Source organism: Flavobacterium sp. YO64 (genome assembly GCF_004119505.1).
Lineage (GTDB): Bacteria > Bacteroidota > Bacteroidia > Flavobacteriales > Flavobacteriaceae > Flavobacterium > Flavobacterium oncorhynchi.
In genome coordinates this window covers 91809-117054 of the sequence record NZ_NRQV01000003.1, presented here as the reverse complement: position 1 = coordinate 117054, position 25246 = coordinate 91809, and the positions used below count along the sequence as shown (strand labels likewise).

The following is a 25246-nucleotide window of genomic DNA, read 5'->3' as shown; positions in this document are numbered from 1 at the left end:
GATTCTCACAGATTTTTTTAAGTAGAGAAAAAATCATTTTAATCAGTGGCATAAAAACAAACTAAAAATGCAGGAAAACAATACCACAACATTTATTTTTTTAGCGATTCTTTTACTTCTTATAATCATAATTTGTTTTATGATTTACCAATTAATGCAGGCGAAGAAAGCAAAAGATGATGCTGAAAGGAGTTTTTATGCGCTTGAAGTTAAGGTGAATGATTTACAGTTAGAAACATTAGAGTCAAAACTGAATCCGCATTTGTTTAAGAATATTCTAAATTCAATTCAGTCGCATGCTTATCAAACCTATTTTGCTTTAGACAAACTGGCGAATGTTTTGGATTATATTTTATACGAAAGCAAAAAGAAATTTGTTACCGCAAAAGAAGAAATTGATTTTGCATTGAATTTGATCGAAATCAATAAAATCAAGATTAGTCCGCTTTTCGAATTAAAGATAAAAACCAACATTAACAAGGAAGATAAATTGTACGATCAGCCTTTGCTGGCGCCTTTAATTTCGATTGACTTAATTGAAAATGCTTTTAAACATGCTGATTTGCAAAGTGCAGATGCGTTTATATCAGTTGTTTTTGAGTTTCGTGATAATGCTTTTTTTATGACGGTTTCGAATAAAATCTCAGATAAAAAAGTACTTAAAAAAGAACGAAGCGGTTTTGGTCATGCTACGCTGGAACATCGTTTAAGGATTATTTATAAAAATAATTTCAAACTGGACAGGTTTGTAGAAAACGATATTTATATTGCTCATTTAAAAATTGATCTCCTTGAATACAAAACTGAAATGCTTGCTGCTGGACGATGAGCTTCCGGGATTAACGTACTTAAAAATGCTTTGTGAACAAATTCATGAAGTCGAAATTGTAAAAACGTATAATAATCCAGAGAAACTTTTATCAGATATTCCGAATCTCGATTTTGATTTATTAATATCAGATATCGAAATGCCTGGAATGGATGGGCTTCATCTGGCCGAAATGCTCAGTGATAAAATGGTTATTTTTTGCACGGCTTATAAAGAGTATGCGGCCGATGCTTTTAATATTGATGCAATAGATTATATTACAAAACCTGTAAAATTAGAGCGTCTGCAAAAAGCGATTACAAAAGCTGTAGAACGTTTCGAAAAGCCTGATGCAGCTAAAAAGTTTGTTCAGCTAAATACAGATAAAGGCAAAACACTGCTTTATTTTAATCAAATACAATATATAAAAACAGCCTCAAGCGACAGTCGTGATAAAACGGTTTTGCTTGCAGATGGAAGTTTCTTGAATTTAAAGAATGTTAAATTCGCTACGCTTTTAGAGGAGCTGCCTGATGCCGATTTTTGCCGCGCAAACAAAAAAGAAATTGTAGCCGTAAAAGCCATAAAATTCTTTAATCATAATGAAATTGTGCTGCACCATACGGATGAAAATAATAAAAATAGTACTATAATTTTAAGTGAAACGTATCGTTCTGATTTTTTGAAAAAAGTAAAATTATAGCCATTTGTAATAAATTGTTTTTTGTCATCCTGAGCGTAGTCGAAGCCCGATGAAGGCTGTTAAGTCTTCGACTTCGCTCAGGATGACAATCATTTTTATAACTTATTACAAAGTTTTTCCCACTTGTTACATACATTGAAAATTAGCTGTAGTTTTCCTTTTTCACTTAAACCTCAGTTCTGATATTTGCTGCAATAAATCAAAAGAACGAGTTATGAATAACATTAAAAACTCTTTATTTTACGTTACAATTATCGGCGGTTTTACAGCACTGATATATTGGGTAATTTCAAAAGGCGCAGCGCTTGAAGTGGGGCGTAATATCGTTAAGAAAAAGATCGAAAGTAATCATTGGAATGATTTCTTGCATTCAATGGTCGAAAACCTGCAGCATCCGTTAGCTATATTATTAGCACAGATCGTTACTATTATTTTAGCAGCACGTTTGTTTGGATGGGTTTTTAGAAAAATAGGGCAGCCATCTGTAATTGGCGAAATGATTGCGGGTATTGTTTTAGGGCCGTCATTGGTAGGAATGTATTTTCCAGAGTTTTCGGCAGCTTTATTTCCAAAAGAATCTTTAGGTAATTTACAATTTTTAAGCCAGATTGGTTTAATCCTTTTCATGTTTGTTATTGGTATGGAGCTGGATTTGAAGGTTCTAAAAAATAAAGCACATGACGCCGTTGTTATCAGCCACGCAAGTATTGTAATTCCGTTTGCCTTAGGACTAAGTTTAGCGTATTACATTTACCATACGTTTGCGCCAGTTGGTGTTGAGTTCGCTTCTTTTGGACTTTTTATGGGAATTGCAATGAGTATTACTGCGTTTCCAGTTCTAGCTAGAATTGTGCAAGAACGCGGGATGCAGAAAACAAAACTAGGAACCATTGCCATAACTTGTGCTGCGGCAGATGATATTACGGCTTGGTGTATTTTGGCAGTTGTAATTGCGATCGTAAAAGCAGGTTCTTTTACTAGTGCTTTATATGTTATTGGACTGGCTATTTTGTACGTAATTATAATGTTGAAAATTGTTCGCCCGTTCCTAAAACGTGTTGGAGATTTAAATTCAACAAGAGAAAGTTTAAATAAACCCGTTGTTGCTATATTCTTTATTACCCTTCTTATTTCTGCGTATGCATCAGAGTTAATTGGTATTCATGCTTTATTTGGCGCTTTTTTAGCAGGAGCTATTATGCCGGAAAATAATAAGTTCAGAAATATATTTATTGAGAAAGTCGAAGACGTTTCTATAATTGTATTATTGCCACTATTCTTTGTGTTTACAGGTCTGCGTACTCAAATTGGGTTGTTGAACGATCCTGCTTTATGGAAAATTACAGGGTTGATTATTGCGGTTGCGGTTGTTGGAAAATTCTTTGGAAGTGCATTGGCTGCAAAGTTCGTAGGGCAAAACTGGAAAGATAGTTTGGCTATTGGAGCTTTAATGAATACTCGTGGCTTAATGGAATTGGTAGTGTTAAACATTGGTTACGATCTTGGTGTTTTATCTACAGAGATTTTTACCATGATGGTAATTATGGCTCTAGTAACAACTTTTATGACTGGTCCGGCTTTAGATTTTATCGGATTTATATTTAAAGATAAAGAAACAATCGTACCGCAGGAAATTGGAAATAAAAGCAAATACAAGATTTTATTATCGTTTGCAACTCCTGAAAGAGGAAAGAAACTACTGAAGATCGCAAATAGTTTGGTTAAGAAACAGGGCGACAATTCGATCGTAACAGCGATGCATTTATCATTGAGTACAGAAATACATTCGTTTGATATAAAAGATCATGAACGTAAAATGTTAGTGCCGGTAGTTGAAGAATCTCAGCGTTTGAATCAGAATATGGTAAGTGTTTTTAAAGTTACCAATGATATTGATGCCGAGATTATTGATTCAGCAAACCAAGGTGAATATGATTTATTGTTAGTTGGTTTAGGTCAGTCTATTTTTGAAGGTACATTACTGGGGAAAATACTTGGTTTTACCACTCGAATAGTAAATCCCGATCGTTTAATAGATAAATTTACAGGAAAAGAAGGATTGTTTGAGAATTCTCCTTTTGATGAAAGAACGCGTCATATTATTGCCAAAACTAAAATGCCGGTTGGTATACTTATCGATAAAGATTTAGAAGAGGTAAACCAGATTTTTATGCCAGTTTTTAGTAAAGAAGATGCTTTTTTAATTGAATATGCTAAGAAATTAATCAATAATAATGGTTCACAGATTACAGTTTTGGATGCCAGTGGTGATGTAAAAAATACTCGCGAGATTCAAGAAACGATTCGATCTATTGAACAAATTGCCCCAAATCATATTATGATTATGCATGACAGAACAATTAAAAAAGAGTTTATTGAAAGCCAGAATTTAATGATTATTAGTTTAGACAGCTGGAAAAAACTAATAGAATCTCAAAGTACTTGGCTTAATAACACGCCTTCAGTTTTGATTTTGAAGCCATAATTTTTTTAGAAATTACAATTTAGAAATCCCAAACTCCAATTTTACGATTGGAGTTTGGGATTTTTTTCTTTTGTCATTTCGACCGAAGGGAGAAATCACACTAGAAATTCCGCAAAGAAAATCGCCAATCTTTGTCGATTTACGAGTGTGATTTCTTCCTTTGGTCGAAATGACAAATAATAGGTGAAATTGAAATCTTATAGCCCCAAATCAATCACATAAGAAATCTTAACGGCTATATTATCTTCAAACTTCATAAGTTGATTTGGTCCATAACGATAGAATCCGCCTAAACCAAATCCTTTGAAAATTTTATTTAACTCAATTCCCGATTCAAAAAAGCCTTTGTCTAATGTTTTGTAAGTTGGTCCTACGTGCTGTTCAGGATTTTCCATATTTCCCCAAGCCATTCGCGTCACTAAAACCAAAGAAGGACGTACTTTTTTCATAATCTTGATTCGATCAAAACCATGTTTAACCTGAAAGAATACATATTGACTAGAGAAAAACTCATTAAAAAACATGGTTTCAAAACTGTTTCGACCTGCAAAAGTAATACGCTGAATTACGGTTTCTTTAGTTAAGTTATTCGGCATTGTATTGTATAAATGCGTAATCGGAACATCGCCAATTGCATAACCTCCCTGCAGTAAAACACTGGTTTTTTGACCGTTTAAGTATTGTTTTTCGTACTCCGTTTTAAAATCTATTTTTCCAAAAGTAAAATCGTTATCTAAAACATTTGGTAAAGATTGCGTGAATTGGAAAGTAAATCTTGGAAACTTTTTATCAGATTCATTTCTTCCAGTCGGCGTCTGCATAAAATTACTAAATGGAGCCCAAACAATCGAGAGCATTGCTGTTGTCATAACGTAACTTGAGTACAGCTGACCGTTGTAATTAAAGAGATAATCAAATTTGGGTTCAACAAAACTTCTTGATAATTCAAATACAGCTTCTGTTTTAGGTATAATTTTAGTTTGAACGTTTGCTTTCCAGCTGTCGTATTTATAAAATGTACTAATGTTGATTGGTCTTGGATCATAGATTTTAAATACCCGTTTATCAACAGCAAAAAAGGTACTCGCAATTTCCCTGACATCATCAGTATAAGATCCATTTAGCCATGTATTGGTGCTTTTATCCAGTAAAACGCCAACTCCTAAATTGTATTTAAGAGCGCCGTCTTTTGTACCATAAGCAGTATATCCTTCAATTCTGAAGTTTTTAGAAAAACGATCGTTTGTTATACCGCCAAGTCCAAGTCGGAAACCTTCGTAGTTATTGTAACTGATTATTTTTTTAAATCAAGATCAATTGGCCCGATTGGCAGATAACCATTTATGATTTTTCGTCCAAGTCCCAAACGTTTTTCAATTCTCTTGCTTACAGATAAACTATCGAGTAATTGATATGTTTTTTGACCTTTTAGATCTAAACTGTCTTTTCGGTATTCATTCCAGAAACTTTCAGGTTTTTTATTAGCATCGTCTTTAATTTCGATATAAAGCGAAGGATTTTTTATAGAGGAATTTGTATTGTAATGAACGTCAAAATTATTACTCTCAGAAAGCAAATACGTAAAATCTGAAGCTGTTTTTTTTCGCGGTTCGTAATTGTCTGCAACATCTCCGTCAAACTGAATCGTTCCACCAAGAATCTTGATATCATCATCATTTTTCCCTTTTACAATTTTAAAAGTGGTGTTGCTCTGAAACCATATTTTCTCGTTTGGAACATATTCAAATTCATGAATTCCGCTAATGTCCAAAACGCCTTTTATACGCATAACAGCTTTGGCAATACCAAAGTTTTCTGCGTCAATGTATAATACACCTTCTAGTCCAGAAGCTTTTCTTTTTTGCTTGTTTTTAAAATAAATCATAAAAGTTTCTCTGCCTTTTATATTTACTGTGTCAAGCAGTTTGTAATTGTAATTTGAAGGTGCTGATCTCGAAATTGGATTTTCATATTTGGTTTCAAACAGCTCGTATTTATTGTCGTAAATAGATATAGACTGCAGGTTAAAAGCAAGAACTTCGTAAATTGGGTTTTTAAAACCTGCAATTTTAGTTCCCAAAACTGTTTCTTTCAGCTTGTTTTCTCCAAATTGATATTGCGATACTTTTTCAGTTTGAAACAAATGCTGTTTGCTTATGATTTCTTTAAACTTATAATCAGATGAATCGATGTTGATCTTCTTTTTATTAAAGTCTTTGTAAACAGCAGAAGAATCGATTCTTCCGTCGATAGAATCAGGATTTGCAGTAACGAGCAGTTTGTTGTAGGTTTTGTATTCAAAACTGCTGAGCTTTTTCTGCGGATCGTTTTTGTCTTTATTGGCGATTACTTTTCTAATAATCGTTAAAGCAGGATTTTCATTTGAAACAATTACTTCCTGTAAAGCATCCGTTTTTTGAGATAACGAAATTGGATAGAATTTTTTATTTTCTGTAATACTTATGATTTTAGTTTGAAAACCAATGTATGAAACAGTAAAATTTCCCGTTTTTGAGTCAATGTTAAAAATAAATTTTCCATCTACATCCGTAATTGTATTACTGTTGTTTGAAGTAGTTATTGTAGCAAACGGAAGTGCTTTGTTGTTTGAGTCAGTTACAATACCGCTTATTTGAACTTGCGCCTGTATGCTAAGCGTAAAAAGTAAAGTCAATAAGCAAAATAGCCTCATAGAGAATAATATAGATTCAAAAACGAAAAATATGTCATTTAAGTATGCAAAAATAAGAATAAAAAAATCCGTTTGGTAAAATTTAACCAAACGGATTTTATTTTGTTATGAAATACAATTACACTTTCATGATTTCAGCTTCTTTTTCAGCCAATAATTCATCAATTTTTTTAATGTATGTATTTGTTAGATTTTGAACTTCTTCTTCAGCAGATTTACAAATGTCTTCTGATGTTCCGTCTTTTTCTAATTTTTTAATTTCGTTATTAGCATCTTTACGTACGTTACGAACACCAATTTTAGCATCTTCAGCTTCTGATTTTGCTTGTTTTGCTAAATCACGACGACGCTCTTCAGTCAAAGGCGGTACGCTTATGATAATTACATCTCCGTTATTCATTGGGTTAAAACCAATATTAGCAACCATAATTGCTTTTTCAATAACCTGCAGCATGTTTTTTTCAAACGGCTGTAAAGTAATTGTTCTTGCATCAGGAACACTGATTTTTGAAACTTGTGAAAGGGGAGTTGCTGAACCATAATAATCTACAAAAACACTTCCCAACATTGCTGGAGAAGCTTTTCCTGCACGAATGTTTAGAAATTCTTTTTCTAAGTGTGCAATAGAACCGTTCATTGATTCTTCAGTACTTTCTAATATAAAATCGATTTCTTCAGTCATTTTTTTTATTTTTTTAGATTTTTAAACGATTGGATTTGAGATTAAAAACAGATCATTTAATTTACTAACTAATATAATTTTATTTTTTTGTTTTTGAAGATTATTAGAATTTCAATCTAACAATCTAAAGCAGCTTAAACGTTTACTACAGTTCCAATGTTTTCGCCTTCACAGATTTTCAATAGGTTTCCTATTTTATTCATATCAAAAACAACAATTGGTAATTTATTTTCCTGGCTTAATGTAAAAGCTGTTGTATCCATTACGTTTAGTCCTTTTTTAAGAACATCATCAAACGAAATCATATCAAATTTTACCGCTGATGCATTTTTTTCTGGATCAGAATCGTATACACCATCAACACGAGTTCCTTTTAGGATAACATCTGCATTAATTTCGATTCCTCTTAAAACTGCTGCAGTATCAGTTGTAAAATATGGATTTCCAGTTCCGGCACCAAAAATTACAATTCTGCCTTTTTCAAGGTGACGGTCAGCTCTTCTTTTAATATATGGTTCTGCGATAGACTCCATTTTCAAAGCCGTTTGTAAACGCGTCTTCATTCCTTTGTCTTCAAGTGTGCCTTGCAAAGCCATTCCGTTAATTACGGTAGCAAGCATTCCCATATAATCGCCTTGTACTCTATCCATTCCTGCGCTTGCACCAGCAACGCCTCTAAAAATATTTCCTCCTCCAATAACGATAGCAATTTCTACTCCTTTTGCGTGAATCTGCTTAATTTCGTCTGCATATTCGCCTAATCTTTTAGGGTCAATTCCGTATTGTAAATCACCCATTAAGGCCTCGCCGCTAAGTTTTAGAAGAATTCTTTTATATTTCATGTTTGTGTTGCGTTAATTTGTGCAAATATAGACATATTCTGATTTTTAAAAATAATGTTTACAAAAAATTAATTCCTCTTTTGTTTTAATTTATGCGGGTTTTGTTTTTTTTCGATGGAATGTGATAAAAGTCATTTCTGTATCTTCTTAAAATCCGTATTTTTATAGTAATCAAATAATTATTTATGAAAAACTTTATAGCAAAAGCATTATTCAATAGCCATTCCTATGCCGAATATCGAAAAATAGTCACTGATTTGTTGTATGAAGGAAAGTCAACGGGCAACGAACAGTCTGAAAGTTTGACCAATTATTCAAAGTTAAACGAGGCTAGAATGAATCGACTGGATAAAACAGTCAAGATTTCTGAAGAAGTGATTTCGAAGCTTCAAAATTTAGATAATCATTATTTTTGGCTGGTTATTTCTGAAGGCTGGTGCGGTGATGCGGCTCAGATTCTTCCAATTTTAAATAAAATGGCGCATGATTCGAATAAAAAAATAGATCTTCGAATTGTCTTTCGTGATGAGAATACGGAATTGATGGATCATTATTTAACAAATGGAGGAAGAGCAATACCTAAAGTAATCATTGTTTGTAAAGAAGCCGGAATTGTTCGTGCAGATTGGGGACCAAGACCAAAAGGAGCATCTGAATTGATGGAAAACTATAAAAAGGAATTTGGCGTAATTGATGAAAAAATTAAAACAGATCTTCAGTTGTGGTATTTGGCTGATAAAGGAATTTCTGTTCAAGAAGAATTGGTTCAGATTATGGAGAATATCAAATATGACAGGCTTTAATTTTGAATGTTTTTATAACAAAATCTTAAAATGGGTGTTTGTAACTTGTTGATAACAAATGTTATAATGCTCTTAAAAATGTATTTGAGTTGTTTTTTTTAGTATTATTTTTGTATCTTAGTAAAGCAATCCCACTTCTATTATTTACTTTTTGATTTACTCTTTTTATAGGTGTTTATTTAATGTCTAACAATTAAAAAATGCACTATTATGAAAAAGTTATTCGAAAGGTTTTACGATTTTTTTTCGACCTTTTTATTTGGAGGAAAGAATGTTCATCATTATTAACTTCAAAAGGAATTGCGTATGAAATAACACTACTTTAATTAAAGAGGTGGCACATTACGGTTTGATTTGTAATGTGCTTTTTTTATTCAGCCGTTTGAAATTCGATTAAATACGGTTTTAATCTAACTCCGTTTTGCTTTCTGAAATTACTTGTAATTAAGATTTGGTATTTTTTGTTTGGCAGCAAATCGGCTTTGAAAGTCCATGTTTTTTTGTCGGAAGACCAATTTCTTTCAGGACTTAACTTTGGACAAAATTCTTTGCCAAGAGGACCAAAATCAATACCTGTATTGCGGCCGTTTAACGGTTCTGAAAAAGTAATTGTAATATCTCTTAATCCTGATTTTACTTTTTTACTTCCGTTTTTAAAGCCAGATATTGTTAGTACAGTTGGTCGTTGTTTTTCGTAATCTTGATTTAATTTCTTTACACTTTTTGGAAATAATTTTGAGGCATCAACGATTTGCTCCATTTCTTTTTCGTTGTGATAATCGAGTTCAATAAGCGTTTTTATGGCTTTTGCTTTGTCTTTGGATGAATTGTAATAACGTTCAGAAATTTCATAGCCAATATAATAGCCAAGATCTCTAATTTTTAAATCATTTCTGTTTTCACCCCACAACCAGTTATAATTATTGCTCATGATATACAAATCGGCAATAAACTGATTGATTACTTTTTCTTGATTGTTTTTTCCAAATTCTATTGCAGGACTGCTAGATTTTTTGCCAGTTACTTTGCAGGAAATAAATTCTGCAACACCTTCATACAAACACATAGAAAGCAAGTTTTCTACTAACTCTTTTTGCTGCGTATGCACATATTCGTGCGTGCATAATAAAGCAATATTTTTTCTTGGCTCGTATTCTTTATAAAAAGGCTGTCTCCATTCAGGCAGTTCATTGATAACAGTAGTTTCATCTGCTAACGAGAGTTCGCTTCCAATTAGAATTCGATCATTTTGTATCGTTCCGTTTGTTCTAAAAGCACCAATTGAAAAGTAAATAGTCGATGGTTTTAATTCTGGATAGGCTTCTTTTAGTTTACGAATGTCAGTTTCAATTTCAGGATAAAGATTACTGACATTTGTGGTATTTGCTTTTAATGAATTCCAGAATTTTGGATATTTTGTAATTGAGTTAAGGAATTCTTTTGGAGTGTAATTACGTACTTCAATAAGGCTTTTTAAGCCAGGTGAACCTTTATCAAGATAAAACTCATTTAAATATTGGTATTGTTTTATACTGTCAGAAGTAGAAGTAACCTTTTCGTATGCTTTCCAAAAATTATCAATATCAGTTGATATAAATTTTTGGCCTGCAGTTTGACTAAAAGAAACTTTTGCGGAGATTAAAAATAACGCTAAAAAGAAATTTTTCATTTTGTAAATTTTAAAGCAAACGACTAAATTACAAAAATCAAAAAAATATTATGTTATAGATTTTCCTCAAAAAGTGTAATGTCAATTGCGTTTTTTACATCGTAATCGCCAATCTTAGTTCGACGTAAAACAGTTAAATGCGATCCTGAATTCATGGCTTTTCCAAAATCGTAAGCAAGAGAGCGAATGTAAGTTCCTTTACTGCAAACTACTCTAAAATCAATTTCAGGTAAAGCTATTCGGGTAATTTCAAATTCGTGAATTGTAGTTTTTCTGCTCGCAATTTCGACAGTTTCACCAGCACGTGCATGCTCGTATAAACGAACTCCGTCTTTTTTAATAGCAGAAAATATTGGTGGTTTTTGATCAATTTCGCCTAAAAACTGTTTAACCGTTTCATGAATAAGTGCTTCATCGATATGTTCCGTTGGAAAAGTCTGATCGATTTCAGTCTCTAAATCGTAAGATGGAGTAGTAGCTCCAATATAAAATGTTCCAGTATATTCTTTGGCTTGACCTTGAAGCTCAGAAATTCTCTTAGTAAATTTTCCAGTACAAATTAATAAAAGTCCAGTTGCCAAAGGATCTAAGGTTCCGGCATGACCAATTTTAAACTTTTTGGGCAGGCCGACTTTATTAATTAAAAGATATTTTAATTTATTGACAGCTTGAAACGAACTCCATTTTAAAGGTTTGTCTATCAGTAAAACTTGTCCGTCTAAATATTCTTCAGGTGTCATTATATAATGGTAAGCGGGTGAATGAAAAAGTGAATCAATAATAAAATGATTCCGGCAATAATTCGGTAATAACCAAAAACTTTGAATCCGTTTTTAGTTAAAAATCCAATAAAGGTTTTAATAGCAAGAAGCGCCACAATAAAAGCGACAATGTTTCCTATTATCAATAAGTTGATTTGATCGTGTGATAATTCGAATCCTGCTTTATAATAATCGTAACATTTTTTTACCGTTGCACCCAACATTGTCGGTACAGCAAGAAAAAATGAAAATTCAGCGGCAGTAGTTCTTGATAATTTTTGAGACATTCCGCCCACGATACTTGCACCGCTGCGAGAAACGCCGGGAATCATGGCAAGACATTGAAATAAACCAATTTTGAAAGCTTGTAAATAGCTTATTTCTTGTGAAGTTTCGGTACTGTTTGGTGTATTAAACCATTCGTCGACTTTTAATAAAATTAAACCTCCAATTAAAAGAGAAATTGCTACCGTAACGGGATTTTCTAATAAACCATCAATAAAATCGCTTAATAATAAACCTAAAACAACGGCTGGAATAAAAGCAACTAAAAGTTTAAAGTAAAAATCAAGTGTTTGAAAGAAACGTTTGAAATATAGAATTACAACCGAAAGAATTGCTCCAAGTTGAATAACAATAGTAAAAAGTTTAGTGAAATCGTCGTGTGCAATTCCAAAAAAAGAAGAGGCAATAATCATGTGTCCAGTTGAAGAAACAGGTAAAAATTCTGTGATTCCTTCAATAATGGCAAGAACGATAGCTTGTAATGTATTCATTTATTAGATTGTTAGATTATTAGAATGTTAGAGTTCTTAGATTTTTTTAGAAAAGAATATTCTAAAGATCTAAGTTGTCTAAGATGTCTAAGTTGTCTATTTTGATTTTTTGAAAATAGAATAAATCGTAATTCCAAAACCAATTAAAACGGTAGTTGGAGCTAAACGAATACGTCTGAAATTAAAAATATCTTCATTAAAAACATTTGGATCATGACTTCCTCCGCCTGACATTAAAATAAAACCTAAAGCGATAACAGCAATTCCGATCAATAAGATTTTGTAATTAACGCTGTCAAAAAGGAATTCGTGTTTTGGAGTTTCTTCTGTATTATTGTTTTTCATTTTTATTTTTTTTGAACCTTTAAGTAATTAGAGGTTTGTTTATTTTGTTGTTCTGAACTAAGTTTATGAAAGTCTTTTTGTTCTAAAATTAGTAAAGATCATCAGTTCTTAAATTTAAGAAACGTTGCGTTGCAAAATGTGTACTTACCCAAGTAATTAAAACTCCTAATCCAAAAACGGCCAATAAAACCAATCCAATTAAAGCTTTATCTTCTAAAATTCCTAAACCAGGAAAATTAGTTTCAACGTAGAATAAAAGTCCAATTAAGGCAATAATTGCCAATCCAGCACCCAGCATTCCTAGTTTTACACTGCGCATTACAAAAGGTTTACGAATAAACGATTTGGTTGCACCAACCATTTGCATGGTTTTGATAATAAAACGGTTTGAGTGAATAGAAAGACGCAATGAGCTGTTGATTAATAAAACCGCAATTACCGCTAGGAAACCGCTGATAATCAAAATCCACATACTTACTTTCTTGATATTATCATTTACCAGATTTACCAATTGTTTGTCGTAAACAATATCTTCGATCATGGTGTTTTTGCGTAAACTGCTTTCGATTTGCAAAATGCTGTCTCTTTCAACATAATCTGCTTTTAAGTGAATGTCGTATGAATTCAATAAAGGATTTTCTCCTAAAAAGGTCAGGAAATCTTCTCCAATAATATCAGTATGTTCTTTTGCTGCTTTTTCTTTAGAAACGTAAGCATAAGATCTCGCAAAAGGCGCTCTTTTTAATTCTGTATTGAATGCTTTGATAACGCTGTCATTTGCTTCATTTTTAAAGAAAACTGTCATGGCAATTTTTTCTTTAAAATCGTTTGCCAGTTTTTTAGAATTAATAATAAATAATCCTAATACTCCCAAAAGGAATAATACTAGAAATACACTTAATACTACCGAAAAATAAGAGGAAATTAACCTGCGTTTTTGAAATTTATCAAAGTTAGAACTCATAGTTTGCTTAAATTATGTGGTAAAAATAATAAAGAATTTCTTTATTTAAAGTTATTAACGAACTTTTATACCATAAATGTACAATTCCATATTGAATAAAAGTTTATTTAACAGCAAAGTGCGTAAAATTTTTGTTTATTTAAGTAGAAAGAGCATTATGGTTTACTTTGATGATAACAAAAAATTCGCAAAGCTTTTTTAGATCAGCTTTGCGAACTTTGCGGCTAAATATTAGAAAAACTTTCAGCCTCAGAATCTTAGTAACTTAGTATCTTAGTATCTAAGAACCTTATTTAACTCTATAAACCTCAATACTTTTAAGCCAGTAAACATGTCGAGGTCCAGTTTTAATATCATTTTTGCAAATAGCAATCATTTCGCCGCTTTTCAGTGGTTTTCCATTTTCCTCAAAAAGAACGAAAGCATTTTCTCCGGTTGGATTGTTGAAAATCTCTGCCCATGAAAAAGTGGCCTTGTAATCATCAGAAGCTCGTGCCACAATATAAAAATTGCGATCCTTATGTCCGTCTTGTTTGATTTTTGCCTTCTCTAAAATATCTTTCAAAAGCACGCCTTTGCAGACTTTGTTGTCTTTTTTAACTTCGCCGCTTTGGCAGACAACTTTGAAATTATCAATAGTTACCACCTTCATCTTTTTTAAAGAATCAACACTTAATTGAAGTGGAAATTCGACATCGCCTTTTACTTCAATAGTGTGATTTACCATTTTTAAACTGTCAGCCGGCGTAAGAACAGGATGTTTATCGTTGTCAGTTTTAGATACCTTTTCTGTTGCAATCGAATCTTCTTTTTCCTTTTTAGACGAATTGCACATTGCGCATGAAAATGCAATAAGAAGTACGAGAATATAATTTTGAGTTTTCATATAAAATTATTTTTTAGGTTTAGTTATTGAAAAAACGAAGTGTTACAAAAAAGTTGCGTCCTTCTTCAGGATAACCTTCAACAAGACAATAGTTTTTATCGAAGATATTATTAATTCCCGCATCGATGCTGAAATTTTTAGCTATTTTGCCCGAAGCGTAAAAGTTCAAAAGTGTGTAATCTGGAACTCTTGCTCCGTAGCTCGTGCTGAAACGAGATGAGTTAAATTCAGAATTAGCAATTAAGCGCAATATTTTAATCGGCTTATATTCTAAAGTTCCCATAACCTTTGTGTTTGGAACATCGGTAAAATGAATATTCGGATTTGTAATATTGTTTCGTTCAATATAAGTGTAGTTTACATTAAGCGACAAATTAGATAAGATTTCATAGTTTATTTGAGCCTCAACTCCAAGATATTCTGCTTCACCAAAATTCTGCATTTGAGATTTTCCAGGTTGAACGTTGCTTACATTTAAGATCGCATCAGAAAGTTTGCTGTAGAAAAGCGCCGTCTGAAAAGTAACTTTATTAAAAAGTCCCGCCGTATAATTCAATTCGTAATTTACCGCTTTTTCAGGTTTTAAGTCTGGATTTGGGATTGCAGTTCCCATTCTATACGAATAACGATCTTTGATTGTTGCAAATCTTGTTTTCTGCGAAACTGTTGCGCCCAATTTCTGCGCTTCATTCAACTGATAAAAAAATCCAATTTGAGCGTTAAAAGCATCACTCGCACCAGCAGATGGATAATCTGAAATTACTTTTGTAGTACTGTTGTAATCTTCTGCTTCAGTATTTTTTCTTATGTTGTAGCTGACACCCGGAATAACAGTAAATTTTGGAGTCACTTTATAAATATCTTCAATTCCTACCAAAACTGTATTGTCTATAAAATGACGAACTGGTTCACCAAGATTGTTTTCGCGGTGCACATCTTCTTTAAAATGAAAAGCAATTTTCAAATCATTTTTTGGAATAAATTTCGTGTTGTATTCTAGATTTCCACCGTAAGTGTAATCGTTGTAAATGCTTTGAAAAGCATACGGTTTAGTTTGTTTCGTATAAGTTGCATCATCATAACTGTCAAGAGTATTTTTGAAACGGTCAAAATATAACCTTGTTTTTAAGCTGTTTTTGTCGTCAAAATTTGAATTTGAGATGAAATAAAAACTCTCTTTATCCCAGTTTGGCCATTGCCAGTAGCGAGGTTTTAGTAAAAGAGAGTTTAAAGGATCGCTTCCTGTATAAACTGGATTTCCTTTTTCGCCCTGCTGATTTATGTAGCCAATCGCATATTCGCTTTTTTCAGTTGGAGTCCATCCAATTTTAAAGCTGATTTTCTGATCCGTGCGATATGAATTGTCTCTTTGTCCTCCGTTTTCATTTGCTGTTGGAACAAAATTAGATGACATTCTAGTTGAGTTTCTATCCAAATAAGAAAACCCGCCCTGAAAATAAAACTTCCCAATGTTAGAACCAATGTTGAGGTTTCCTTTATAGCCATTTTCATTAATCATTCCAAGTGAGCCGTCATATTCTAATTTTTGAGAAGGTTTTCTAGAAACTAAATTTATAGCGCCTCCAAGTGAGTTGGGACCATAAAGTACAGACGAAAATCCTTTTGAAACATCAATTGCTGCCAAATCGAAAGTGGTAAATCTTGCCAAGTCAACGTAACCGTCATAAGGAACATAAACTGGAATACCATCCATATAAACTGGAACCTGTCTTAAATCGAAACCACGTACAGAAACCATCGATTCGTTTCGTGGTCCAGAAGCCGTTAATGTAATCCCTGGCAGCATATTTAAAGCTCTCGAAACATCCATTTTATTTTGAGAAACCATTGTTTTTGAAGTTACTCTGTTTAAAGTGTCTTTATTTTGATGATTGGTAACAATTACTTCTCCCAGCATAAAAACGTTTGATGGTTTTATGGAATCTGTTGGCGTTGAATTGTTTTGCTGTGAAAATCCGATTAGCGGAAAGAGTAAAAAGGCGATAATTTTTAGTTTCATAAGGATACGATTTTTCAGTATGTTTTAAAATGAATACTGATAATTAAGAAATTTGTTTTGGTTTGTATGTTTTTTAAAATAAAAATTCAGTGTGTTTTTTCAGGAATACTGATTTGCACGACAAAAAAAGCAATTTCTACACATTTAAATTATGACCAAAATCATATTTGTGAATTTCAATGAAAACGATCTATGAAATTGAAGCTATTTAAAACTTCAAATTTTGAGTTTCTTTTTCAGCAAAATCTTTAATGCGTTTTTCTACTTCATAAAAAACTGCAATTGCCTTTTCTCCGGCATCAGTCAATTTTGCACCGCCGCCGCCTTTTCCGCCCAATAATTTTTCGACTAACGGACTTTGAGCTCGTTGATTCATTTCTTCAACCAACTGCCAAGCCTGTCTGTATGCCATTTTCATCTCCTTGGCAGCATTTGTTATAGAGCCTGTTTTGCGAATATTTTCTAAAAGCCAGATTTTTCCAATACCTAAAAACGGACCTTCAGCTTCTTCAATCCAAAGTCGTACTTCAATAGAATATTTTTTATCATTACCCATTTCATTCTTAATATATCCTTGTAAAAATAATTGTTTTTACTGTAATAGTATTCTTCTATTATTAAAAAATAAACAATTAAAAACGCGTTAACTAAGTATTGTTATTACAAACATAAGTATTTTTACTTAATTTAAAATAAGTATTTTGTTATTTTATTTGTTTGTCAGTGAAATAGCTTTGCAACAAGCAACAATAAATGTAAATTTGCGCCTAATAATTAATTTAGTGAAAAGCCTTAGAACCTTAGTAACTTAGAATCTTAGTCACTTAGAAATGAAGTACAATCCAAACGAAATTGACGCCAAATGGCAAAAATATTGGGCAGAAAATCAAACTTTTGCAGCAAAAAATAACTCTGAAAAACCTAAACATTATGTACTCGATATGTTTCCTTATCCATCAGGAGCAGGACTGCATGTTGGGCATCCGCTTGGTTATATAGCTTCAGATGTATATTCTCGTTTCAAAAGACATCAAGGTTTCAATGTTTTGCATCCAATGGGGTACGATAGTTTCGGATTGCCGGCAGAACAATACGCGATTCAGACAGGACAACGTCCAGAAGATACAACGCGTGTAAATATTGATGGCGGAGTAGACAAAGAAGGAAAGCAAATTGCAGGATATAGAAAACAATTAGATAAAATTGGTTTCTCATTTGACTGGGCGCGTGAAGTGCGAACTTCAAATCCTGATTATTACAAACATACGCAATGGATTTTTATCCAATTGTTCAATTCTTGGTATTGCAAAAAACAAGGGAAAGCTTTTGAAATTTCAGAGCTTGTAAAAGTTTTTGAAGAAAGCGGAAATGCATTGGTTGAAGCAGTTTGTGATGACAACGTAGCGATTTTTACTGCAGATGAATGGAACGCTTATTCTGAAGATCAAAAAGAAAAAATCCTTTTGCAATACAGAATGACGTATTTGGCTGAAACCGAAGTAAACTGGTGTCCTGGTTTAGGAACTGTTTTGGCGAATGACGAAATTGTAAACGGAGTTTCTGAGCGTGGAGGCTTTCCTGTTATAAGAAAAAAAATGACACAATGGAGTATGCGAATTTCTGCTTATGCCGAACGCTTACTTCAAGGTTTAAATGATATCGATTGGAGCGAGTCTATAAAAGAATCTCAAAGAAACTGGATTGGGAAATCGGTTGGGGCTTTGGTGACTTTTAATGTGAAGAATCACGATGAAGTTATTGAGGTATTTACTACTCGTCCTGATACTATTTTTGGAGTAACGTTTATGACTTTGGCGCCAGAACATGATTTGGTTGCTAAAATTACAACTCCAGAACAAAAAGCGGCAATTGAAGCTTATATCGAAAAAACATCAAAACGTTCTGAGCGTGAGCGTATGGCAGATGTAAAAACTATTTCAGGAGTATTTACAGGAGCTTATGCAGAACATCCATTCACAAAAGAAGCGATTCCAGTTTGGATTGGTGATTATGTTTTGGCAGGTTACGGAACTGGTGCTGTAATGGCAGTTCCTTGCGGAGACGAAAGAGATTATGCTTTTGCTAATTTCTTTAAAGGTCAAAACGGAATGCAGGAAATTAAAAACATTTTTGCAAATGTTGATATTTCTGAAGCAGCTTACGGATCAAAAGATAACGTTGAAATCGCTAATTCTGATTTCTTAAACGGATTAAATTATAAAGAGGCAACTCAAAAAGCAATCGCTGAATTAGAAAAATTAGGACAAGGAAAAGGAAAAACAAATTACCGTTTGCGTGATGCTGTTTTCTCTCGCCAGCGTTATTGGGGAGAACCATTTCCAGTTTATTATGTAAATGGATTGCCAAAAATGATTGATGCACAGCACTTGCCAATTATTTTGCCAGAAGTAGAAAAATATTTACCAACAGAAGACGGTCTGCCTCCATTAGGAAATGCAGCAGTTTGGGCTTGGGATACAAAACAAAATAAAGTTGTTAATACAGATTTAGTTGACAATGTTTCGATTTTTCCTCTAGAATTAAACACAATGCCGGGTTGGGCGGGAAGTTCATGGTATTGGATGCGTTATATGGATGCACACAATGAAAATGAATTTGCAAGCAAAGAAGCTTTGGCTTACTGGGAAAGTGTAGATTTATATATTGGAGGAAGCGAGCACGCAACAGGTCACTTATTATATTCTCGTTTCTGGAACAAATTCTTAAAAGATAAAGGTTTTGCTCCAACCGAAGAACCATTCAAAAAACTGATTAATCAGGGAATGATTTTGGGTACGACAGCGTATGTTTACAGATTAGAAGGAACAAATACTTTTGTGTCTAAAAATAAAATTGAAGGTCAGAATGTACAGCCAATTCGTGTTGATGTTAATTTCGTTAATTCTTCTGATGAATTGAATATCGAAAAATTCAAAGCTTGGAGAGAAGATTTCAATACAGCAGAATTTATTTTTGACGAGAACGGAAAATACATTGTTGGCCGTGAAGTCGAAAAAATGTCGAAATCATATTACAACGTAGTAACGCCAGATGATATTTGTAACGAATACGGAGCTGATACATTACGTTTATACGAAATGTTTTTAGGTCCGTTAGAGCAGGCAAAACCTTGGAATACTGCCGGAATTTCGGGAGTTTTTGGTTTCTTGAAAAAATTATGGAGATTGTATTTTGATGATAATGGTTTAATCGTAAACAACGACGAACCAACAAAAGACAACTTGAAATCATTGCATAAAACCATCAAAAAAGTTGCAGAAGATATCGAGAGTTTCTCTTTCAATACTTCGGTTTCTCAATTTATGATTTGTGTAAATGAATTGTCTACTCAAAACTGTCACTCAAGAGCGATTTTAGAGCCGTTAGCGATATTGGTTTCGCCTTATGCACCGCATATTGCCGAAGAATTATGGTCGCAGTTAGGACATACAGCTTCAATTTCTGAAGCATCGTTCCCAATTTTTGAGGCAAGTCATTTAGTTGAAACAAATAAAGAATATCCAGTTTCTTTCAACGGAAAAATGCGTTTTACCATCGAATTGCCTTTGGATTTAACCAAAGAACAAATCGAAGAAATTGTAATGAAAGACGAAAGAACTCAAAAACAATTAGACGGCAGAACGCCAAATAAAGTAATTATCGTTCCTGGGAAAATCATCAATTTGGTTGGATAACCAAATAAATTCCAATATAAAAATCCCAAATTCCAATTTTACGATTGGGGTTTGGGATTTTTTTTATTTTTTTACGTCTTGTTTTTTCGCCACGAATTACGCGAATTTTCACGAATTGAATTTGTGCAATTTATAACGGAACAAAGCAAAGAAACTCCACAATCTTGTCATTTCGACGAAGGAGAAATCTTCGCAAGTAACTCCGTTCCAATAAATCAATCTTTGTCGAGTTTCTCGTGGAGATTTCTCCTTCGTCGAAATGACAAACTATGTGTTTTTCGAAATGAAAATTAGTGAAAATTCGCGTAATTCGTGGCGGAAATCTAGCGTTCTTTACGTAAATCTTCGTGTTCCTAGCGGTTAAAAACCCGCACTAACATTGAGATTCACAATTTTATTATTAAAATTTTTAAAAACTTTTGTAACATTTTAATAGTTGTCGTATCAAAAGCATGGATCCGATTAAATTAACAACTTAAAACTATTAAAAATGAAAAAGTATATCATCTTATTTATCGCATTCTTATTCTCAGCTTTATGTCTAAATGTTTTTGCACAAACAAAATCATATCCTTTCGAAGTTATTAAAACCGGAAAAGGAAAACAATCAATAATTTTCATTCCCGGATTTGCTTCTTCTGGAGAGGTGTGGAATGAAACCAAAACTGCTTTCGAAAAAGAGTATACTTGTTATACATTTACAATGGCAGGATTTGCAGGAGTAAAACCACAACAGAATCCATCATTCGAAAATTGGAAAACAGAAATCGCAAATTATATTAAAGACAATAAAATTGAAAAGCCAATTTTAATTGGTCACAGTATGGGCGGCGGACTTGCGCTTGCAATCGCAGCAGATTATCCAGAATTAATTAGGAAAATTGTAGTTGTAGATGCGCTTCCGTGTTTGGCAGCATTGATGGATCCTTCTTTTAAATCAAAAGAAAATAATGATTGTTCAGCAATGGTAAGCCAAATGACTGGTATGACAGATGCTCAGTTTCTTGAAATGCAGAAAAAAACAATGCCGAGACTTTTGGCTGATGCTTCAAAAATGGATACAGTTGTAGATTGGAGTCTAAAATCAGACCGAAAAACATTTGCTCAAATGTATTGTGATTTTTCAAATACCGATTTGAGAAATAAAATTGCTGCTATAAAATGTTCATCATTAATTTTATTAGAATCTTATTTTATAAATTTAAAACCAGCAATCGAGGAACAATATAAAAATTTAAAAACAGCTGATTTTAAGTATGCGAGCAAAGGTCTGCATTTTATTATGTATGACGATGCGGCTTGGTATTTAGCGCAATTAAACACTTTTGTAAAATCGTAAGAATGGAATTTGAAGAAATCTATAAGACTTATTGGGATAGAATATTCAGGCTTTGCATGGGTTTCGTAAATGATTATGATGCTGCGCAGGATTTGGCTCAGGAAACCTTTATAATTGTATGGCAGAAATTAGAAACTTTTCGAAACGAATCGGCTATTGGAACTTGGATTTTCAGAATTGCATCTAACAATTGTTTAAGGCAGATTGAAAAAGAAAAGCGTTTCCCGAAATCCGATTTGCCAATTCATCTTTCTGAAGAGAAACAAACTTCCATAGAACCGCAAATTCAGTTTTTGTATAAATGCATAGCCGAATTGCCTGAAACGGAACGTATCATTATTTCGTTGGAATTAGAAGAAGTTAAGCAGTCAGAAATTGCAAAAATAGTTGGACTTTCTGATGCCAATGTTAGAGTGAAAATTCACAGAATAAAAGAAAAACTGACCGAAAAATTTAAAGAAAATGGACAACGATAACAATATAGATTTTAAAGATTTATGGAAAAAACAAGCCATAAATCAACCAGATATGAAAGATTTGCTGTCGAGAGTGAGTAAATTTAAAAAAGCAGGTTTAAGAAGTTTATGGATAACAAATGTTTTGCTTTTTTTGACAACTGCATTTATTGTTTTTATATGGATATATTATCAGCCGGAGTTTATTTCGACTAAAATCGGGATTGTTTTGACGATTTTGGCGATGGTTATTTATGTATTTGCTTTTAATAAATTATTGACTCCTTTTAGAAATATCGATGCGACACAAACGAATCAGGAATATTTACAAAAACTGATTTTGATTAAAAAGAAACAACAGTTTATGCAGACAAAAATGATGAGTTTGTACTTTCTGCTGCTTACAACTGGAATTTGTTTGTATATGTATGAATATGCCAGCAGAATGAGTGCTTTGGGTGCAAGTTTGTGTTATGGAATAACATTACTTTGGATGGCGTTTAATTGGTTTTATATTCGTCCAAAACAAATTAAAAAACAGCAGCTAAAAATAAATGCCCTGATTGAGAAGTTTGAAGAAGTAAATAATCAGCTGCTTTAAGGAATAATTTTACGGCCATATTATATAGACGCACCGAAGTGCGTCTTTTTTTTGTTAAATTTTTAATATTTCTACTGTCGTAATTACTGTTTTAAATGTCAAAATGTCATTTTTAGAGTTTGGTTCAGAAATTGTGATTTGTTTTGTAACTTTAGAAATCAATCAAAAAAAGATAAAAATATGGGAAGTGGATATTTAATTATTGCCGGAGCTATAATGTTATTTAGCTGGCTGGTAAGTTCAAGACTAAAAAGTAAATTCGAATTATATTCTAAACTGCAATTACGAAACGGAATGAGCGGTGCGGAAATCGCTGAAAAAATGCTTGCTGATAATGGTATTACGGATGTTCGCGTTATTTCGACTCCGGGTCAGTTAACAGATCATTATAATCCTGCAGATAAGACAGTTAATTTAAGCGAAGCGGTTTACAATCATCGTAATGCGGCGGCGGCGGCTGTTGCGGCACACGAATGCGGGCATGCGGTTCAGCATGCTATTGGTTATGAATGGCTAACAATGCGTTCTAAATTAGTGCCTATTGTAAGTGTGGCTTCAAATTATGTGCAATGGATTTTGCTTGCGGGGATCTTAATGATTAGGACTTTTCCTCAATTACTGCTAATTGGAATTGTTATTTTTGCAGCAACTACATTGTTTACAATTATAACGCTGCCGGTAGAATATGATGCAAGTAATAGAGCCTTGGCTTGGTTAGAAAACAAACATATGTTGACTCAGCAAGAACAGGCTGGTGCAAAAGATGCCTTAAAATGGGCGGCACGAACTTATGTTGTTGCGGCTATAGGTTCAATCGCAACGCTGTTGTACTATATCTCGATTTACTCAGGAAGCAGAAGAAACTAATTTGATAATTGAGATAATTAGTCAATTAGATAATTTATAGCAAACCCGACAGGTTTTTAAAACCTGTCGGGTTTTGTTTTTTTATTTAGTTTTCATTTAATTGCAGAAGAACATAAAGTAAAGCCCAAAGTCCTGCAAGGGTGTAAATGGAATATAAATATTGATTTTCTTCAGATTTATATAATTTGTAAAAAAGAACAATAGTATAAATTATGCTTATCGGAATTGCAAGAAGAAATAGAAAAGCACCCATTCCGGGAGCACATGGACCTCCTGGATCAATTTTGGTGTAAATGAAGGTTATTGAGAAATAAACAATGAAAAAGAATATGGTCTTGTATTCTGATCTAATATTTAACATGTAACAGTGAATTATCTAATTATCTAATTATCAAATTTTCTCATTGACACATTTATAATTGAATCTGTCTGTCTATCTGCTGATCTAACGAAATAAAGGTTTCGGTTCTAGAAACACCTTCAATTGCTTGAATTTTGGTATTTAAAAGCTGCATTAAATGTTCGTTATCTCTACAGATGATTTTAATTAATACAGACCAATTTCCTGTGGTATAATGACATTCCAGTACTTCTGGGATTTTTCTAAGATCTTTTACGGCTTCGGAGTTTCTAGAGGCTTTGTCTAGATAAACACCTACAAAGGCCATAGTGTTATAGCCCAGAACTTTTGGGTTTACTGTGAATTTAGATCCTGAAATAACGCCGGATTGTTCCAGTTTTTTTAAACGCTGATGAATTGCAGCTCCAGAGATGCCTATTTTATTAGCAATTTGTAAAATAGGTTTTCTGGCATCATCCATTAAATATCGAAGAATTTCTTTGTCGATACCGTCAATTTCAATTAATAAGGAGTTGATTTTCATAACTTGTAATTTGAAACTAATTCTTTTAATTTGGTTTAGAATAGAAATCAAATATAGTTAAAATGAAGGGAAAATAAAATTCCAATTTTTTAAATCCCAAATTTCAAAAATACAGCCTGTGGTTGAAACCACAGTAAACAAAAAGGTGTAAAAAAAAATCCAAATCCCAAGTGATTAAGTTGGAATTTGGATTTTAAATATTTTATATTCTTAAGGTTTTATTTTCCTTTGTTTGCTTCGGCGATGTATTTTTCAAGAGCCATTGTCATAGAAGGCGTTTCAGGTGTTGGAGCAAGAATGTCGATTCTTAAACCGTGATCTAAAGCTTCTTTTTGAGTTGTGCTTCCAAATACAGCGATTCTGGTATTGTTTTGTTTAAAGTCTGGGAAGTTTTTAAACAATGATTTAATTCCTGTTGGGCTGAAAAATGCTAAAACATCATAATAAACATCGGCAAGATCAGATAAGTCGCTCATTACAGTTCTGTAAAAAACGGCTTGTGCCCAATCTACTTTTAGACTATTTAATGTTATTGGAGCGTCTGCATTTAATTGGTCAGATGCTGGAAGTAAAAACTTCTCGTCTTTGTATTTTTTAATTAGAGGCGATAAATCAGCAAAATCTTTAGCACCAACGTAAATTTTACGTTTTCTGTATACTACATACTTTTGCAGATAAAATGCAACTGCTTCAGATTGACAAAAATATTTCAATCCTTCAGGAACTTTGTAGCGCATTTCATCAGCCACTCTAAAAAAATGATCTACAGCATTTCGACTTGTTAAAATGATAGCAGTGTAGTGATTAAGGTCGATTTTTTGTAATCGAATCTCTTTTGCACTAACCCCTTCCACATGAATAAATGGTCTGAAATCAATTTTTATTTTGTGTTTTTGTTGGAGCTCAAAGTAAGGAGAATTCTCCACTTTAGGTTCAGGCTGTGACACCAAAATTGTTTTCACTTTCATA

At 32.9% G+C, this 25246-nt stretch carries 24 protein-coding genes; 9 read left to right on the top strand and 15 right to left on the bottom strand.

The genetic code is table 11. The features are described from left to right. Nucleotides 1-67 precede the first annotated feature (67 nt). From BOW57_RS03120 to BOW57_RS03110, 3 genes are all read left to right on the top strand, one after another. Nucleotides 68-829, top strand: a complete 762-nt coding sequence (locus tag BOW57_RS03120; protein WP_089058414.1) for a sensor histidine kinase — start codon at nucleotides 68-70, stop codon at nucleotides 827-829. Further along, nucleotides 792-1511, top strand: a complete 720-nt coding sequence (locus tag BOW57_RS03115) for a LytTR family DNA-binding domain-containing protein (protein WP_129053006.1) — start codon at nucleotides 792-794, stop codon at nucleotides 1509-1511. Before BOW57_RS03120 ends, BOW57_RS03115 begins: the two co-directional genes overlap by 38 nt. Before the next feature lie 214 nt (nucleotides 1512-1725). Beyond that, nucleotides 1726-3996 carry a cation:proton antiporter gene (locus BOW57_RS03110; protein ID WP_129053005.1) on the top strand — a complete coding sequence of 757 codons (2271 nt, stop codon included), beginning with the start codon at nucleotides 1726-1728 and terminating at the stop codon, nucleotides 3994-3996. Nucleotides 3997-4193: 197 nt separating this feature from the next. Here BOW57_RS03110 and BOW57_RS20825 read toward each other — a convergent pair whose 3' ends face one another. The 4 genes from BOW57_RS20825 to pyrH all read right to left on the bottom strand — a co-directional run bounded on the left by BOW57_RS20825 (nucleotide 4194) and on the right by pyrH (nucleotide 8212). Further along, nucleotides 4194-4865 (bottom strand): hypothetical protein, encoded by a 672-nt coding sequence (locus BOW57_RS20825; protein ID WP_241687369.1) that lies wholly within the window; start codon nucleotides 4863-4865, stop codon nucleotides 4194-4196. A 425-nt stretch (nucleotides 4866-5290) separates the two neighbouring features. After that, complete coding sequence (locus tag BOW57_RS20820; protein ID WP_241687368.1) at nucleotides 5291-6688, bottom strand: DUF5686 family protein; 1398 nt, start codon at nucleotides 6686-6688, stop codon at nucleotides 5291-5293. A gap of 118 nt (nucleotides 6689-6806) precedes the next feature. Next, nucleotides 6807-7370, bottom strand: a complete 564-nt coding sequence (gene frr / locus BOW57_RS03100; RefSeq protein WP_089054324.1) for a ribosome recycling factor — start codon at nucleotides 7368-7370, stop codon at nucleotides 6807-6809. A 134-nt stretch (nucleotides 7371-7504) separates the two neighbouring features. Continuing rightward, nucleotides 7505-8212, bottom strand: coding sequence for a UMP kinase (pyrH, locus tag BOW57_RS03095; protein WP_129053004.1), 708 nt, complete (start codon nucleotides 8210-8212; stop codon nucleotides 7505-7507). Nucleotides 8213-8397: 185 nt separating this feature from the next. On the opposite strand from pyrH, the gene BOW57_RS03090 reads away from it, so the two are divergent. Beyond that, nucleotides 8398-9015 (top strand): thioredoxin family protein, encoded by a 618-nt coding sequence (locus BOW57_RS03090; protein WP_089054322.1) that lies wholly within the window; start codon nucleotides 8398-8400, stop codon nucleotides 9013-9015. A 370-nt stretch (nucleotides 9016-9385) separates the two neighbouring features. On the opposite strand, the gene BOW57_RS03085 is transcribed toward BOW57_RS03090, so the two are convergent. The 8 genes from BOW57_RS03085 to BOW57_RS03050 form a co-directional block, all read right to left on the bottom strand. Further along, nucleotides 9386-10684: an Ig-like domain-containing protein gene (locus tag BOW57_RS03085; protein ID WP_129053003.1), complete on the bottom strand. Its 1299-nt coding sequence runs from the start codon at nucleotides 10682-10684 to the stop codon at nucleotides 9386-9388. A 53-nt stretch (nucleotides 10685-10737) separates the two neighbouring features. Continuing rightward, nucleotides 10738-11424 carry a tRNA pseudouridine(55) synthase TruB gene (gene truB, locus BOW57_RS03080; protein ID WP_089054320.1) on the bottom strand — a complete coding sequence of 229 codons (687 nt, stop codon included), beginning with the start codon at nucleotides 11422-11424 and terminating at the stop codon, nucleotides 10738-10740. Further along, on the bottom strand, nucleotides 11424-12221 hold the full coding sequence (locus BOW57_RS03075; RefSeq protein WP_089054319.1) for an undecaprenyl-diphosphate phosphatase: 798 nt from the start codon (nucleotides 12219-12221) through the stop codon (nucleotides 11424-11426). Before BOW57_RS03075 ends, truB begins: the two co-directional genes overlap by 1 nt. Before the next feature lie 96 nt (nucleotides 12222-12317). Beyond that, a complete protein-coding gene (locus BOW57_RS03070; RefSeq protein WP_089058422.1) occupies nucleotides 12318-12566 on the bottom strand; it encodes a DUF3098 domain-containing protein in 249 nt (82 codons plus the stop codon). Between the two features lie 88 nt (nucleotides 12567-12654). Beyond that, nucleotides 12655-13530, bottom strand: a complete 876-nt coding sequence (locus tag BOW57_RS03065; protein WP_089054317.1) for an ABC transporter permease — start codon at nucleotides 13528-13530, stop codon at nucleotides 12655-12657. A 289-nt stretch (nucleotides 13531-13819) separates the two neighbouring features. Beyond that, on the bottom strand, nucleotides 13820-14416 hold the full coding sequence (locus BOW57_RS03060) for a molybdopterin-dependent oxidoreductase (RefSeq protein WP_164973661.1): 597 nt from the start codon (nucleotides 14414-14416) through the stop codon (nucleotides 13820-13822). Between the two features lie 19 nt (nucleotides 14417-14435). Then, the gene (locus tag BOW57_RS03055; RefSeq protein WP_129053002.1) at nucleotides 14436-16436 is read right to left on the bottom strand and encodes a TonB-dependent siderophore receptor; all 2001 of its coding nucleotides are present in this window, start codon (nucleotides 16434-16436) and stop codon (nucleotides 14436-14438) included. 208 nt (nucleotides 16437-16644) lie between these two features. After that, nucleotides 16645-16992: a winged helix-turn-helix domain-containing protein gene (locus tag BOW57_RS03050; RefSeq protein WP_129023758.1), complete on the bottom strand. Its 348-nt coding sequence runs from the start codon at nucleotides 16990-16992 to the stop codon at nucleotides 16645-16647. A gap of 274 nt (nucleotides 16993-17266) precedes the next feature. On the opposite strand from BOW57_RS03050, the gene leuS reads away from it, so the two are divergent. The 5 genes from leuS (at nucleotide 17267) to BOW57_RS03025 (ending at nucleotide 23393) form a co-directional block, all read left to right on the top strand. Next, nucleotides 17267-20131, top strand: coding sequence for a leucine--tRNA ligase (leuS, locus tag BOW57_RS03045; protein ID WP_129053001.1), 2865 nt, complete (start codon nucleotides 17267-17269; stop codon nucleotides 20129-20131). Between the two features lie 490 nt (nucleotides 20132-20621). Continuing rightward, nucleotides 20622-21470, top strand: coding sequence for an alpha/beta fold hydrolase (locus BOW57_RS03040; protein ID WP_129053000.1), 849 nt, complete (start codon nucleotides 20622-20624; stop codon nucleotides 21468-21470). 2 nt (nucleotides 21471-21472) lie between these two features. Further along, nucleotides 21473-21946 carry an RNA polymerase sigma factor gene (locus BOW57_RS03035; RefSeq protein WP_089054312.1) on the top strand — a complete coding sequence of 158 codons (474 nt, stop codon included), beginning with the start codon at nucleotides 21473-21475 and terminating at the stop codon, nucleotides 21944-21946. Next, complete coding sequence (locus BOW57_RS03030; RefSeq protein ID WP_129052999.1) at nucleotides 21933-22526, top strand: hypothetical protein; 594 nt, start codon at nucleotides 21933-21935, stop codon at nucleotides 22524-22526. The genes BOW57_RS03035 and BOW57_RS03030 overlap by 14 nt, the downstream gene beginning before the upstream one ends. Nucleotides 22527-22706: 180 nt before the next feature. Beyond that, the gene (locus tag BOW57_RS03025) at nucleotides 22707-23393 is read left to right on the top strand and encodes a zinc metallopeptidase (protein WP_089054310.1); all 687 of its coding nucleotides are present in this window, start codon (nucleotides 22707-22709) and stop codon (nucleotides 23391-23393) included. Nucleotides 23394-23478: 85 nt separating this feature from the next. Here BOW57_RS03025 and BOW57_RS03020 read toward each other — a convergent pair whose 3' ends face one another. The 3 genes from BOW57_RS03020 to BOW57_RS03010 all read right to left on the bottom strand — a co-directional run bounded on the left by BOW57_RS03020 (nucleotide 23479) and on the right by BOW57_RS03010 (nucleotide 25245). After that, a complete protein-coding gene (locus BOW57_RS03020; protein WP_129052998.1) occupies nucleotides 23479-23754 on the bottom strand; it encodes a hypothetical protein in 276 nt (91 codons plus the stop codon). A gap of 52 nt (nucleotides 23755-23806) precedes the next feature. Further along, complete coding sequence (locus tag BOW57_RS03015; protein WP_089054372.1) at nucleotides 23807-24277, bottom strand: Lrp/AsnC family transcriptional regulator; 471 nt, start codon at nucleotides 24275-24277, stop codon at nucleotides 23807-23809. 218 nt (nucleotides 24278-24495) lie between these two features. Further along, entirely contained in the window at nucleotides 24496-25245 is a 750-nt protein-coding gene (locus tag BOW57_RS03010; protein WP_089054309.1) for a uroporphyrinogen-III synthase, read from the bottom strand. Nucleotide 25246: the final 1 nt, after the last annotated feature.

Bases quoted from the DNA above. Each gene is read 5' to 3' on its own strand.
- BOW57_RS20820 (WP_241687368.1), bottom strand. From the start codon at position 6,688: ATGAGGCTATTTTGCTTATTGACTTTACTTTTTACGCTTAGCATACAG.
- BOW57_RS03035 (WP_089054312.1), top strand. From the start codon at position 21,473: ATGGAATTTGAAGAAATCTATAAGACTTATTGGGATAGAATATTCAGG.
- BOW57_RS03085 (WP_129053003.1), bottom strand. From the start codon at position 10,684: ATGAAAAATTTCTTTTTAGCGTTATTTTTAATCTCCGCAAAAGTTTCT.
- BOW57_RS03020 (WP_129052998.1), bottom strand. From the start codon at position 23,754: ATGTTAAATATTAGATCAGAATACAAGACCATATTCTTTTTCATTGTT.
- BOW57_RS03090 (WP_089054322.1), top strand. From the start codon at position 8,398: ATGAAAAACTTTATAGCAAAAGCATTATTCAATAGCCATTCCTATGCC.
- BOW57_RS03015 (WP_089054372.1), bottom strand. From the start codon at position 24,277: ATGAAAATCAACTCCTTATTAATTGAAATTGACGGTATCGACAAAGAA.
- frr (WP_089054324.1), bottom strand. From the start codon at position 7,370: ATGACTGAAGAAATCGATTTTATATTAGAAAGTACTGAAGAATCAATG.
- BOW57_RS03110 (WP_129053005.1), top strand. From the start codon at position 1,726: ATGAATAACATTAAAAACTCTTTATTTTACGTTACAATTATCGGCGGT.
- leuS (WP_129053001.1), top strand. From the start codon at position 17,267: ATGAAGTACAATCCAAACGAAATTGACGCCAAATGGCAAAAATATTGG.
- BOW57_RS20825 (WP_241687369.1), bottom strand. From the start codon at position 4,865: ATGACAACAGCAATGCTCTCGATTGTTTGGGCTCCATTTAGTAATTTT.
- BOW57_RS03060 (WP_164973661.1), bottom strand. From the start codon at position 14,416: ATGAAAACTCAAAATTATATTCTCGTACTTCTTATTGCATTTTCATGC.
- BOW57_RS03050 (WP_129023758.1), bottom strand. From the start codon at position 16,992: ATGGGTAATGATAAAAAATATTCTATTGAAGTACGACTTTGGATTGAA.
- BOW57_RS03120 (WP_089058414.1), top strand. From the start codon at position 68: ATGCAGGAAAACAATACCACAACATTTATTTTTTTAGCGATTCTTTTA.
- BOW57_RS03055 (WP_129053002.1), bottom strand. From the start codon at position 16,436: ATGAAACTAAAAATTATCGCCTTTTTACTCTTTCCGCTAATCGGATTT.
- BOW57_RS03065 (WP_089054317.1), bottom strand. From the start codon at position 13,530: ATGAGTTCTAACTTTGATAAATTTCAAAAACGCAGGTTAATTTCCTCT.
- BOW57_RS03040 (WP_129053000.1), top strand. From the start codon at position 20,622: ATGAAAAAGTATATCATCTTATTTATCGCATTCTTATTCTCAGCTTTA.
- pyrH (WP_129053004.1), bottom strand. From the start codon at position 8,212: ATGAAATATAAAAGAATTCTTCTAAAACTTAGCGGCGAGGCCTTAATG.
- truB (WP_089054320.1), bottom strand. From the start codon at position 11,424: ATGACACCTGAAGAATATTTAGACGGACAAGTTTTACTGATAGACAAA.
- BOW57_RS03010 (WP_089054309.1), bottom strand. From the start codon at position 25,245: ATGAAAGTGAAAACAATTTTGGTGTCACAGCCTGAACCTAAAGTGGAG.
- BOW57_RS03025 (WP_089054310.1), top strand. From the start codon at position 22,707: ATGGGAAGTGGATATTTAATTATTGCCGGAGCTATAATGTTATTTAGC.
- BOW57_RS03075 (WP_089054319.1), bottom strand. From the start codon at position 12,221: ATGAATACATTACAAGCTATCGTTCTTGCCATTATTGAAGGAATCACA.
- BOW57_RS03030 (WP_129052999.1), top strand. From the start codon at position 21,933: ATGGACAACGATAACAATATAGATTTTAAAGATTTATGGAAAAAACAA.
- BOW57_RS03070 (WP_089058422.1), bottom strand. From the start codon at position 12,566: ATGAAAAACAATAATACAGAAGAAACTCCAAAACACGAATTCCTTTTT.